The sequence below is a fragment of the Pseudomonas lactucae genome (genome assembly GCF_036688725.1).
GTDB lineage: Bacteria > Pseudomonadota > Gammaproteobacteria > Pseudomonadales > Pseudomonadaceae > Aquipseudomonas > Aquipseudomonas lactucae.
Genome location: NZ_JAQQPT010000014.1, coordinates 21,457 through 33,208 on the forward strand (window position 1 = coordinate 21,457; position 11,752 = coordinate 33,208).

The 11,752-nt window shown below is 57.2% G+C and carries 10 protein-coding genes and 1 tRNA gene; 6 read left to right on the forward strand and 5 right to left on the reverse strand.

Features of this window, described 5'->3' with window-relative positions; translation table 11 throughout:
- Positions 1-38: 38 nt before the first annotated feature.
- The gene (locus V6M90_RS17115; RefSeq protein WP_332846820.1) at positions 39-845 is read right to left on the reverse strand and encodes a c-type cytochrome; all 807 of its coding nucleotides are present in this window, start codon (positions 843-845) and stop codon (positions 39-41) included.
- Positions 846-1,486: 641 nt separating this feature from the next.
- Here V6M90_RS17115 and V6M90_RS17120 point away from each other — a divergent pair.
- The 3 genes from V6M90_RS17120 (at position 1,487) to V6M90_RS17130 (ending at position 5,716) form a co-directional block, all read left to right on the forward strand.
- On the forward strand, positions 1,487-2,692 hold the full coding sequence (locus tag V6M90_RS17120) for an acetyl-CoA C-acetyltransferase (RefSeq protein WP_332846821.1): 1,206 nt from the start codon (positions 1,487-1,489) through the stop codon (positions 2,690-2,692).
- A 16-nt stretch (positions 2,693-2,708) separates the two neighbouring features.
- Positions 2,709-4,856, forward strand: a complete 2,148-nt coding sequence (locus V6M90_RS17125; RefSeq protein ID WP_332846822.1) for a 3-hydroxyacyl-CoA dehydrogenase NAD-binding domain-containing protein — start codon at positions 2,709-2,711, stop codon at positions 4,854-4,856.
- 116 nt (positions 4,857-4,972) lie between these two features.
- Positions 4,973-5,716: an amidotransferase gene (locus V6M90_RS17130; protein WP_042945144.1), complete on the forward strand. Its 744-nt coding sequence runs from the start codon at positions 4,973-4,975 to the stop codon at positions 5,714-5,716.
- On the opposite strand, the gene V6M90_RS17135 is transcribed toward V6M90_RS17130, so the two are convergent.
- The 3 genes from V6M90_RS17135 to V6M90_RS17145 all read right to left on the reverse strand — a co-directional run bounded on the left by V6M90_RS17135 (position 5,694) and on the right by V6M90_RS17145 (position 8,358).
- Positions 5,694-6,665 carry a magnesium and cobalt transport protein CorA gene (locus V6M90_RS17135; protein WP_003175558.1) on the reverse strand — a complete coding sequence of 324 codons (972 nt, stop codon included), beginning with the start codon at positions 6,663-6,665 and terminating at the stop codon, positions 5,694-5,696. The two genes, V6M90_RS17130 and V6M90_RS17135, sit on opposite strands and share 23 nt — an antisense overlap.
- Positions 6,666-6,707: 42 nt before the next feature.
- Positions 6,708-7,454, reverse strand: a complete 747-nt coding sequence (locus V6M90_RS17140; protein WP_332846823.1) for a lysophospholipid acyltransferase family protein — start codon at positions 7,452-7,454, stop codon at positions 6,708-6,710.
- Positions 7,455-7,665: 211 nt separating this feature from the next.
- Entirely contained in the window at positions 7,666-8,358 is a 693-nt protein-coding gene (locus V6M90_RS17145) for a crotonase/enoyl-CoA hydratase family protein (protein ID WP_332846824.1), read from the reverse strand.
- A 319-nt stretch (positions 8,359-8,677) separates the two neighbouring features.
- Here V6M90_RS17145 and V6M90_RS17150 point away from each other — a divergent pair.
- Positions 8,678-8,767, forward strand: a tRNA-Ser gene (locus V6M90_RS17150).
- Between the two features lie 127 nt (positions 8,768-8,894).
- Here the strand turns inward: V6M90_RS17150 and V6M90_RS17155 are convergent.
- A complete protein-coding gene (locus V6M90_RS17155; protein WP_332846825.1) occupies positions 8,895-9,749 on the reverse strand; it encodes a hypothetical protein in 855 nt (284 codons plus the stop codon).
- Between the two features lie 404 nt (positions 9,750-10,153).
- Here V6M90_RS17155 and V6M90_RS17160 point away from each other — a divergent pair, with 404 nt between their 5' ends.
- A complete protein-coding gene (locus V6M90_RS17160; RefSeq protein ID WP_332846826.1) occupies positions 10,154-10,342 on the forward strand; it encodes an AlpA family transcriptional regulator in 189 nt (62 codons plus the stop codon).
- 435 nt (positions 10,343-10,777) lie between these two features.
- A complete protein-coding gene (locus V6M90_RS17165) occupies positions 10,778-11,452 on the forward strand; it encodes an inovirus Gp2 family protein (protein ID WP_060691149.1) in 675 nt (224 codons plus the stop codon).
- The last annotated feature ends 300 nt before the right edge of the window (positions 11,453-11,752 follow it).

Sequence of the window (11,752 nt, forward strand, 5' to 3'; positions counted from 1 at the left end):
GGCGCAGCAGATTAAATGGGGGAGGGGGCTTGCCAGTCTCAAGGTTGTTGTTTGCGGCCGGCCATATGCTTCAAATACCCCACCAGCAAATCCAGCTCGCTGTCAGGCAATACGCTGACAGCGAACGCTGGCATCTTCGCCTGGGGCCAATGCCGCAGGCTTTGCGGATCGCGGATATAGCGTTTGAGAAACGCCTCGCCGAAATATTCGGTGGGGCTGTAGGGGATATTCAAGTCCGGTCCCACCTGGGCATCGCCCGCGCCGTTTAGACGATGGCAGGCCAGGCAATTCTTCTGGAACAACGCAAAGCCTTTATTGATCGGGTCACTTGCAGCCAGTGCCGGGTCAGGCAACAGCGCCGGAAAACGCTCCGCCACCGTCCGCAGTTGCTTGATTCTGGAGACTTGGAACGGCCACTGCTCAGGGCTGATATGCCCGGCTTGCGGGTCGGTCCACACCAGGTAGAACGGCCCGGCACTCGGTTTGCCATCGCCCAATGCAGGCCATGGCTTGGCCGGGTCTTCCACCGCCAGCCAGGCACGGGCGCCATGGTTTTGCAGCAGTGGGGCGGCGGTGAGTTCGGCGGCGAAACCGTCGAGGGCCACGGCTTGCAGGTGAGTCCCAGGCTTGAGGCCCGCGAGAAGCACCGCCAATGGCACTGCGCGATAGGTCATGTTGCGTTTGTAGGAAACGTCATCGACGATCTGCACCGTCTGCGCATCCGGGTGCTTGAGCAGGTCGGCGGTTTGCCAGGTCCTGCTGCTGTGGTCCAACTCGATGGTCAATTGCGCCGCATGCGCGGGCAGGGCAAGCAGTAGAGCGATAAATGCGAAAATCGGTTTCAAGGCGCAGGCCCCATGTTAAGTGGCAATGGGACTCACGATAGCGGAAAAACGCGCGTAAAAAGGCAGCGCCTGCAACAGGATCGCTATACACGAAGTCCCGGCAGGAGCTGCCAAAAAGCGGTAGTCCTGATGCAGCGAATGCGGCGGACGTGGGATCACCCAATGACCTTGGTCAAATTGGGCAAGATCAGAATCAGTGTGGTGGCGAAGAGAATAAGTCCCGCCTGACGTACTTTTGTATGCTTGAACATGGCTGGCTGCCTTTTGTTGTTATTCCTGAGCGTCAAATGCGTGCCGTTTTATTTCAGTATGCCGCGATGACGTGTCACTTTTCTTACGGCTGCTCCAGCAAAACCCGGCAGCAACTTCCTACTGATAGAACCTTAGAGCCCTCGTTCTACGAGGCTTAGATCCATTTCGTATCAGCTAATAAGAATTTCAGCCTAAAAAGGCATGAGGCATAACGCCATCTTGGCGCCAATGCCTTGGCTAGACAGCTAAAACGATTAACCTGGCGATTCACTTAGGAGCCTACCGTTCGTCCGAGCGTGAGGGTCAAAAGCACTGAGCGCATCCGTCATTGAAACCGTGTCAATCGGGCCTAAGGTAGAGGCACTACGGCGCAATGGTTCGAGGATGTCATGATCCAGGCTTTGATCTTTGATGCGATACGCACCCCCCGAGGCAAGGGCAAGGCGGACGGCGCCCTGCACAGTGTCAAACCGGTCAACCTGGTGGCGGGCCTGCTCCGCGCGCTGGCGCAGCGCAGCGACCTCGACACACACCAGGTGGATGATATCGTGCTCGGCTGCGTGACCCCGGTGGGCGACCAGGGGGCCGACATCGCCAAGACCGCCGCCCTGGTGGCGGATTGGGCCATCAGCGTCGCCGGGCTACAGATCAACCGTTTCTGCGCCTCAGGCCTGGAAGCGGTGAACCTGGGCGCGATGAAAGTGCGTTCCGGCTTTGAAGACCTGGTGGTGGTCGGTGGTGTCGAGTCGATGTCCCGCGTGCCCATGGGCGTTGATGGCGGCGCCTGGGTGCTCGACCCGCAGACCAATATGCACAGCCACTTCACGCCCCAGGGCATCGGCGCGGACCTGATCGCCACCCTCGAAGGCTTCACGCGTGAAGACGTCGACACCTTTGCCCTACAGTCCCAGCAGAAAGCGGCCAGGGCCAGCGCCGACGGTTCCTTCAAGAAATCCCTGGTCCCGGTGCAGGACCAGAACGGCATTGTGCTTCTGGACCATGACGAATTTATCCGTGGCGACTCCACCCTCGACGGCCTGGGCAAGCTCAAGCCCAGCTTCGAGATGATGGGGCAGATGGGCTTCGATGCCACCGCGTTGCGGGTCTACAGCCATGTGGAACGTATCCACCATGTGCACACGCCGGGCAACAGTTCGGGCATTGTCGATGGCGCGGCGCTGATGCTGATCGGCTCGCAGACCAAGGGCCGCGAGCTGGGCCTGCTGCCGCGGGCGCGCATTGTCGCCACGGCGGTGACCAGCACCGATCCCACCATCATGCTCACCGGCCCCGCGCCGGCCACCCGCAAAGCCCTGGCCAAGGCCGGCTTACGCGTGGAAGACATCGACCTGTTCGAAGTCAACGAAGCCTTTGCCTCGGTGGTACTCAAATTTATCAAGGACATGCGCATCGACGCTGCACGGGTCAACGTCAACGGCGGTTCCATTGCTATGGGCCATCCGCTGGGCGCCACCGGTTGCGCGATTCTCGGCACCTTGCTCGACGAACTCGAAGTGCGCCAGCAGCGCTATGGCCTGGCCACCCTGTGTGTCGGTGGTGGCATGGGGATCGCCACCATTATCGAACGCCTCTGAGCCCAAGGAATTTCTGATGAGCGATGCCATTCGTTACGAAAAAGGCCAGGACCGGATCGTGGTGCTGACCCTCGACATGCCCGGCCAGAGCGCCAACACCATGAACAGTGTGTACCGCGAGGCGATGGCGGCCACTGTTCTGCGGCTTGAAGCGGAAAAGGACCACATTGCCGGTGTGATCATCACCTCGGCGAAGAGGACCTTTTTCGCCGGCGGCGACCTCAATGAACTGATCAAGGTCGACAAGGCCCACGCCAGAGACTTCTACGACGGCGTGCTGTTATTGAAGGCGCAGTTGCGTCGCCTGGAGACCCTCGGCAAACCGGTGGTGGCCGCGATCAATGGCGCGGCTCTGGGCGGTGGCTGGGAGATTTGCCTGGCGTGCCATTACCGCATCGCGCTGGATGACCCGTCGGTGCAACTGGGGTTGCCGGAGGTGACCCTGGGCTTGCTGCCGGGCGGCGGTGGCGTGGTGCGCATGGTGCGCATGCTCGGCCTGGAAAAAGCCCTGCCGTATTTGCTGGAAGGTAAAAAAGTGCGTCCGCAACAGGCGCTGCAAGCCGGTTTGATCAATGAGCTGGCGGTGGACCGCGACGCGCTGCTGGCCAAATCCCGCGCTTGGATTCTGGCCAATCCCGAGGCCAGACAAGCGTGGGACAACAAGGCGTATTCGATCCCCGGCGGCACGCCGTCGAGCCCGAAAGTCGCGCAGATGCTGGCGATTGCGCCGTCGATCCTGCGCAGCAAAACCAACGGGTGTTTCCCGGCTCCGGAGAACATTCTCTGCGCCGCCGTCGAAGGCGCCCAGGTGGATTTCGACACCGCGCATCTGATCGAAGCCCGCTACTTCACCGAACTGGTCACCGGACAGGTGGCAAAAAACATGATCGGCACCTTCTGGTTCCAGCTCAATGAGATCAACGCCGGTCGCTCGCGGCCCCAGGGCTTTGCGCCGTATGTGACGCGCAAGGTCGGCGTGCTCGGCGCCGGCATGATGGGCGCGGGCATTGCGTATGTCAGCGCCTGCGCGGGGATCGACGTGGTGCTCAAGGACGTCACCCAGGCCGCCGCCGAGAAGGGCAAGGCGCACTCGGCGGCGTTGCTGGACAAGAAAGTCGGCCGTGGGCAATTGAGCGCCGAGCAGCGGGAAAGCACCTTGGCGCGGATTCATCCTACGGACTCGGATACAGATCTGACCGGCTGCGACCTGATCATCGAAGCGGTGTTCGAAGACCGTGAGCTCAAGGCCAAGGTCTCGGCCGCCGCGCAGCATATAGTCGGCGCCGATGCGGTGATAGCTTCCAATACCTCCACTTTGCCCATCAGCGGCCTGGCCAAGGCAGTGCCGGACCCAGGCAAATTCATCGGCCTGCATTTTTTCAGCCCGGTGGACAAGATGCCCCTGGTGGAAATCATCAAGGGCGCACATACCTCGGACGAAACGCTGGCGAGAGGTTTCGATTTCGTTCTGCAAATCAAGAAAACTCCGATCGTGGTCAACGACAGTCGCGGCTTCTTCACCTCGCGGGTGTTCGGCACCTTCACCAACGAAGGCATCGCCATGCTCGGCGAGGGCGTGGCGGCGCCGATGATCGAGACCGAAGCGCGCAAGGCTGGCATGCCGGTGGGGCCGTTGGCGGTGTCCGATGAGGTGTCCCTGAGCCTGATGAGTCATATCCGACAGCAGGCGACCAAAGATCTGCAGGCCGAAGGCAAGAGCGTACCGGAGCATCCGGCGACGGCGGTCATCGATCTGTTGGTTAACGAATGCAAACGCCTGGGCAAGGCGGCAGGCGCCGGGTTTTATGAATACCCCAGCGGCGGGCAAAAGTACTTGTGGCCCGAACTCAAACGCCGCTTTGAACAACCGGCCCGACAGATCTCGGCGCAGGATGTGCGCGACCGCTTGCTGTTTATCCAGGCCATCGAAACCGTGCGCTGCGTGGAGGAGGGCGTATTGACGTCGACCGCCGATGCGAACCTGGGGTCGATTTTCGGCATTGGTTTTGCGGCGTGGAGCGGTGGGGCGTTGCAGTTTATCAACCAGTACGGCTTGAACGACTTCGTCGCCCGCGCGCGCTATTTGGCGGGGCAGTATGGCGAGCGGTTCTCGCCGCCGGCGTTGTTGCTCGATAAAGCCGCACGAGATGAACTGTTTCGGTGATCAACGTGTGGGAGGGGGCTTCCCCACAAAGAGCCCCTGCGGGGCTTGCCTTGGAGGGGTGTTTCAAGGCAGGCTCTGGGTGTTCGATATTCCCATCGCCGTGTCAGGTATTTTTTATGTCGCTACGCGTCTGCATCCTGGAAACCGATATCCTGCGTCCAGGCTTGATCGATCAGTACCAAGGTTACGGGCAGATGTTCAAGCGCCTGTTCGCCAAGCAACCGATTGCCGCCGAATTTGTGGTCTACAACGTGGTGCAGGGTCAATACCCTTCGGACGACGAGGTGTTTGATGCGTACCTGGTGACCGGCAGCAAGGCCGATTCCTTCGGCAGCGACCCCTGGATCCAGACCCTCAAGACCTACCTGCTCCAGCGCTATGAGCGTGGCGACAAATTGCTGGGTATCTGCTTCGGTCACCAGCTATTGGCGTTGCTGCTCGGCGGCAAGGCTGAGCGCGCGAGCAAAGGCTGGGGCATGGGCATCCATGATTACAAGCTCGATACCCAGGCACCCTGGATGAGCCCTGAGGTACCGGAGCTGACGCTTTTGATCAGCCATCAGGACCAAGTCACCACCTTGCCCGACAATGCCACGGTCATTGCCTCCAGCGATTTTTGCCCGTTTGCCGCGTACCACATCGGCGACCAGGTGCTGTGCTTCCAGGGGCACCCGGAGTTCATCCATGACTATTCCCGCGAGTTGCTGGAGATTCTTCAGACAACGCTGGGGGAAAAGGTCTACACCAATGGTGTTGCAAGCCTGGAGCGTGACCACCACGGAGCCACGGTGGCGGAATGGATGATGCGCTTTGTAGCGCATAAACCCGAGACGGGCGCTAAAGCCAACCAGAGCGCTTGAAGCTGGCCCACAAGCCGGTGCAACCTGTCGCAATCAACCCGAGCACCGCAAAATAGCCGTAGTGCCATTGCAGCTCGGGCATATTCTGAAAGTTCATCCCATAAATCCCTGCCACTGCGGTGGGGAATGCCAGGATCGCCGCCCAGGCGGCGAACTTGCGTTGTACCACGCTCTGGCGTGACGCCTCGAGCAACACACCGATCTCAATGGTCTGGCTGGCGATATCGCGCAGGGTGGTGAGGTCTTCCATCTGCCGTGTCACATGGATCTGCACGTCACGGAAATACGGGCGCATGTTCTTGTCGATAAACGGGAAGCTCAGCTTCTGCAGTTCCTGGCTGATCTCCACCATCGGCGCGACATAACGCTTGAGCCGCAGCACGTCGCGGCGCAGGCCGTGGATCTTCTGAATATCGCGCTCGCTGAGAGAACTGCACAGCACGTTGCGTTCCAGCTCATCGATCTCGGCGTGGATGGCCTCGCTCACTGGCTGGTAATTTTCGGTGACGAAATCCAGCAGCGCATACAGTACGAAATCTTCCCCGTGCTCCAGCAACAGTGGTCTTGCCTCACAGCGTTGGCGCACAAAGCCGTAGGACGCTGAGTGACCATTGCGTGCCGTGATGATATAGCCCTTGCCGGCGAAGATATGGGTCTCGATAAACTCCAGCTTGCCGTTCTCGCGCACCGGTGAGTAGGTGACGATGAACAGCGCATCGCCGAAGGTTTCCAGCTTGGGGCGGCTGTGTTTTTCCAGCGCGTCCTCGATGGCCAGCTCGTGCAGGTTGAACTGGCGTTGCAGGTTGCTGAGCTCCTGGGCGTTGGGCTCTTCCAGGCCGATCCACACAAAGTGCCCCGGTTTGGCGGCCCAGGCCGCGCCTTCATCAAGGGTGATATCCGTAACTTTCTTACCGGCGCTGTAGACGGCGGCCGCAACGACTCTACCCATGGTGCTGATCACTTCTTATCAGGGGGACTGGTGTTGGGCAGCTTAGCTGGACGGGAGTTCTATTGTCGGGGCACTTTGCAGTTCGCGGTCGATTGCGGCGATACATTCATCCATCTGCGCCTGGCAGGCCTGCATCAATGCCGGTACGTCTTCCGTCGTCAGCCCGGCGGTAGGAATCGGCGCCAACGAGCGTATGAGCACCTCACCGCTGTTCCAGCGATTGAGCTTCATATGCGTGACGTAATTGCTCACGCACACCTGCACGATCGGCACGCCCGCCGCGATTGCCATATGAAAGGCGCCTTTCTTGAATGGCAGCAGGCCTTTGCCGAAGTTGCGCGTGCCTTCCGGGAACACCCAGATCGACGTGTCCTCATGCTGCAGCGTGCGTGTGGTGGTGAGCATCGCGCGGCGCGCCTTGTGCGCATTGCCGCGATCGATCAGTACATTGCCCGCCAGCCAGAACAACTGGCCGAACAAGGGCACCCATTTCAGGCTCTTCTTGGCGATGCACACCGTACGGTGGGGCACCACGTTGCCCAACACAAACAAGTCATAGTTGGACTGGTGGTTGGCAATGACCACGCAGGTGCCGGGCTTGTCGCGCAGCGAATCGACATCGCTCGTCACCTTCAGCCCCAGAATCTTCATGGCGGGCCGCGCATACAGGCGAGCGCACAGACGGCTGTTATCCGGATTGAACGGCCGGCAAATACCGATCAACACGCCCAGCACACCGGCGAACATAAAATGCAGGCCCATCAACAGCATACGCAACAGAAAAAGCATCGACGCGGCCTATCGGAACAAAAGGTGGCGCAGTGTACGGATGTGCACTGTATTCGGCAATTGCCCCTTAATAGGTAGGAGATGGACGATGTTTAAGCGCATGTTTCAACATCCAGCGACAGGTCAGGCTAGAGCGGTTAAAGATGTTTCGGAGTCATCTGTAAGAAAAAGCCCGACGTGAAATCGGGCTTTGGTGTTTAGCTTGTAAGGATCAGCTCAGAATATGACCCTGATCCTGAATGATCGCCTCGTCCAGGGCTTCCAGCAGCGCCTTGCGCACTTTCAACTTGGTGTGCTTGTGCGCGTTCATATTGAGCTTCTTCAACTGGCGCGCCGCTTCCAGCGCCGCAGCGTGCAGTTCCTCCGGCGCCACCACCTTATCGAGAAAGCCCGCTTGCAACGCACCCTGCGGGTCGAACATCTCGGCATTGATCACTGAGCGATGAAACGCCGACTTGCGCAGACGATCCCGCGCCAGCTCGATCCCCGCATGGTGCATGGTCATGCCGATGGCCACTTCGTTCAGGCCGATGCTGAACGGGCCTTCCACACCAATCCGATAGTCCGCCGACAACAGCAGGAACGCGCCTTTGGCCACTGCATGCCCAGGGCACGCCACAATGACCGGGAACGGGTGCGACAACAACCGGCGCGCCAGGGTCGAACCCGAGGTCACCAGGCTGATGGCTTCTTTCGGGCCGGCCGTCATTACCTTCAGGTCATAACCCCCTGACAGAATCCCCGGCGTCCCGGTGATCACCACCACTGCCCGATCTTTCTCGGCCTGGTCCAGCGCTTCATTAAACGCACTCACCACCGCCGGAGAAATGGCATTCACCTTGCCGTTGCTCAAGGTCAGGGTCGCGATACCGTCTTCGAGTTTGTAGGCAATCAGCTCACTCATGACGCGGTTCCTTGTAGGACTTGTTATAGAAGAATGCAGCAGACGTTACCCACCACGCCCGTCCCGGTAAAGCGCTGTGACTGACTGGCCAGTCAGACATTTCCCGCTTCCATGCCCGCAAATGGCCTGCGGCAGGCTGCAGTGCCTCGCCTGGACCCTCATGAACCCTGCTCGAGATTGGCACAATCACCCCCAACGCCAGGCAGGTTCCGGCATAACGGTCTAACCGCATGAAAATTCTCAAAAAAACCTTTGCCATCAGAACCGCTTTCGACTACATTAGCGCGCCTCGACAGACTGAACTGGTTTGACGAGATACGGTGAAGTGTCCGAGTGGCTTAAGGAGCACGCCTGGAAAGTGTGTATACAAGAAATTGTATCGAGAGTTCGAATCTCTCCTTCACCGCCACATTGTTATGAAAAGGCCCCGTTTTACGGGGCTTTTTCTTGTCCGATGATTTTGTCCCCCCATTTGTTCCCCCACTTAGCTTTCGCACGGTCTGGTCCGAGAGCCCTTAAGCCTGCCATCGTACGAACTATCCTTTTTTAATCGTGGTCTGGTTGGCCTCCTTTGTGATTAGGAGCTCGATTACTTGGGCTCGTTTCAGCTCATGCTTCGTTGCGAGCTGATCAAGCTGCTTTATCACGCTGTTCGAGAGCATGACGTTAACCTGTTTCTTGTCTGCTGAGCGCTCGTCAAATTGCTTGCGGCTCCATTTCCTCTTGATCTGTTGAATGATCGTCTTCTGCATGTAGGGAGCAAGATTTTCTTTGTCGAAGAAAATCAGCAGATCCTCATAGCTGCTTATTGGAAGTTGGTTCGTCTCTAAGGGGGTATGGTTTTTTACTAGCCACTCCCAGGCGCATTGGCAGCGTTGGGCGCTTGTTTTTTCATCTTCAAACCAGGCGAACTTGCTGTCGCTCGCCTTGTGCCTGATCCACTCCTGGCGCAGTTGTTCTACTTCAACTGCTTTTTTTGCAATGTCTATATCCCAGATGTCGAGCATGGCAATGAGATAGTTTTTGTCCGTGAGATGCACTAATCCCCGAGCCAGGCTGGGGGTGGGCCATGAGTCTATGAGCACTTCGAGTCGATTGAGAAGCCACTCACGTTGGCGCTCACCGCCCTTAATCCACTTTAGGGTGTTTGTCGGTAACAAGGATTTTGCTTTCGCCGCATTTATGAGCTCAAGAATGTACTTCTGGCTTCTCAGAAAATCGGCAATGGTTTCTCTCATGGTGCTGCTGTTACAGCTAGCGGAGTCAAAATGGGCGTTGTGATGGCGGTACAGCCATAGCCATAACCAGATGTCACGACGGTTATCGCGACGAGGGTCGTTGAGTAATCGGCTTAGCTCATCCTTCTTGTCGTTGTCAAAGCTGAAGGGCATGGAGGCATCCTTTCGCAGGTGGTTTGTCAATTTTTTCTATGAAAAATATATAGTGATTCTATAGCAGACCTATAAGAATTCTATAGGCATTCTAGGGTAATTCTATAAAAATTCCATGGTTATTCTATGTTGGCTCTATGGTGATTCTATGAATAAAATATTGGGTATAATCTAAGTGTCTATTGGGTTTAACACGGGTTTATATAGTTTTAATGATGAAGTTATGCTTTCGCACATACGCTGGGATGACGTTTGAAAGCTCTTGGGCGGAGGACGGTTGTCTGCGAGTGCACGACTATCGACTCTTTTGTGGGGTTTAGGTGTAGGTGACAGGTAAGAAGACGCGTCGCTGTAGTTTTTTACCCGTCCTGCCAATCCTCTGAACGAACAAAGGAGCCCCGTTCATGAGGATCATTCGCCTGAAAGACGTCATCGACTCAACCGGTCTGGGTCGCTCTACTATCTATAAGTACATCGCCGAAGGAGCCTTCCCCAAGCCGGTTTCACTGGGAGAGCGCAGCGTTGGTTGGGTGGAGGAGGAGGTACGCGAGTGGATTCTGGCTCGAATCGAAGAGCGCGACACGGCCGAATAATTTGTTGCGTGAAGGGTGTGGACTAACCGGCATAAGCGCCATGGTCGGATCAACTCCGACCATGGCGCTTATGCCGGAGGCCTTGCGGGTCATTGCGGTCGCTTCAATGAGTCATGGCCTATGTCGCAGTTGAGTTGATCACGATTGCTGATAGCGTGATCCGCGACAGTGTGAGGAGGCGCATGCATGGGGGGCTTTTTTTCCAGAGTGAAGGGATTATCAAAAACTCAAAGTATCGTTGGGATTTCAGCGATCTGCCTTCGCAGCTCTCGGAGACGACTTTCTCGGTGCGGGTAATATGCTTTATAGATCCGTACAGATACCCATCCGCTAGGAGCATCCCCTGAAAGCGAATGCATCTGGGGCAGGAAGGAGGCAGGGTTAAAAACTACTCAGGATGCAGAGGTTATGACCTCCACTCCAAGAGTAGTAATCATGCTTCGTCATCCCGATAACCGAAACCTTCACTTCCACTACGACGACACCTTCGAAGGGCTGCCAGTGATGGTGGAGAAAGGCCCATTCATCCGCGAATACCTTGCTGATCTAAAACGCACCATTGATCTGGCTCTTGATCAATATCCCAGGGTGCTGGCGTTCAGGGTGGATCTTCGGCTTCCCTGTGATATTGAACTTGACGGTTACGTGGATTCCAACGAGGTCATTAGCAGGTTCTTTGCCTCATTCAAATCAAAGGTCAAGCATCATCGCGAAATGGCTTCACGGCGATACAGGCACGCTCATAGCTGCAAAGTTCGGTATGCCTGGGCACGAGAGCAAGGGTGGCGTGGAAGGTCGCACTACCACCTGCTGATCTTGCTGAACCGAGATGCCTTTTACACAGTAGGCAAAATCGCCTCAGACCGAGCCAACATGTTCAGCCGCCTGAACGAGGCGTGGGCGAGCGCGCTGGGGATACCAGTCGATTTAGTTGTAGGGCTGGTAGAAATTCCAGATAACGCGACCTACCGAGTAGTCAGGGAAAAATCTGCGAAAGGATTTGGTGACGATGGGCTTGGTTCGCTATTCAGAAGGGCTAGCTACCTCTGTAAGTCGGCTACCAAGGTCTACGGAAGCAATCAGCATGGGTTTGGTTGCAGTAGAGGGTGACAATTTTGGGCTCAAGTTTGTGTAGTTCGCCCATTAGACCTGTACTAGGGGACGAATGTGAAGCGTTCGGCACCCTCCTGGCAGAGCAGGAGCTACCAAGGGGCGAGGGAAAAGTTTAGGTATGTGGAAGTGACATCGGTCATGTCGGTATGACAGTGACCTCACTTAAGCTCGTACCAGGACTTTGATGCTAGACCATACGCCGGGTCGGTCATGGCGAACTGAGCCTCCAAGGACAGGTTGCTATCGACCCAAAGAGGACATCGGGGGACTACCGTTTTGTGTCGCTCATCGTTGTTG

What these genes read in the sequence shown, in the direction of transcription:
- V6M90_RS17165 (WP_060691149.1), top strand. Translation starts at nt 10,778, where the DNA reads ATGCTTCGTCATCCCGATAACCGAAACCTTCACTTCCACTACGACGAC.
- V6M90_RS17140 (WP_332846823.1), bottom strand. Translation starts at nt 7,454, where the DNA reads ATGCTTTTTCTGTTGCGTATGCTGTTGATGGGCCTGCATTTTATGTTC.
- V6M90_RS17155 (WP_332846825.1), bottom strand. Translation starts at nt 9,749, where the DNA reads ATGCCCTTCAGCTTTGACAACGACAAGAAGGATGAGCTAAGCCGATTA.
- V6M90_RS17160 (WP_332846826.1), top strand. Translation starts at nt 10,154, where the DNA reads ATGAGGATCATTCGCCTGAAAGACGTCATCGACTCAACCGGTCTGGGT.
- V6M90_RS17130 (WP_042945144.1), top strand. Translation starts at nt 4,973, where the DNA reads ATGTCGCTACGCGTCTGCATCCTGGAAACCGATATCCTGCGTCCAGGC.
- V6M90_RS17120 (WP_332846821.1), top strand. Translation starts at nt 1,487, where the DNA reads ATGATCCAGGCTTTGATCTTTGATGCGATACGCACCCCCCGAGGCAAG.
- V6M90_RS17135 (WP_003175558.1), bottom strand. Translation starts at nt 6,665, where the DNA reads ATGGGTAGAGTCGTTGCGGCCGCCGTCTACAGCGCCGGTAAGAAAGTT.
- V6M90_RS17145 (WP_332846824.1), bottom strand. Translation starts at nt 8,358, where the DNA reads ATGAGTGAGCTGATTGCCTACAAACTCGAAGACGGTATCGCGACCCTG.
- V6M90_RS17125 (WP_332846822.1), top strand. Translation starts at nt 2,709, where the DNA reads ATGAGCGATGCCATTCGTTACGAAAAAGGCCAGGACCGGATCGTGGTG.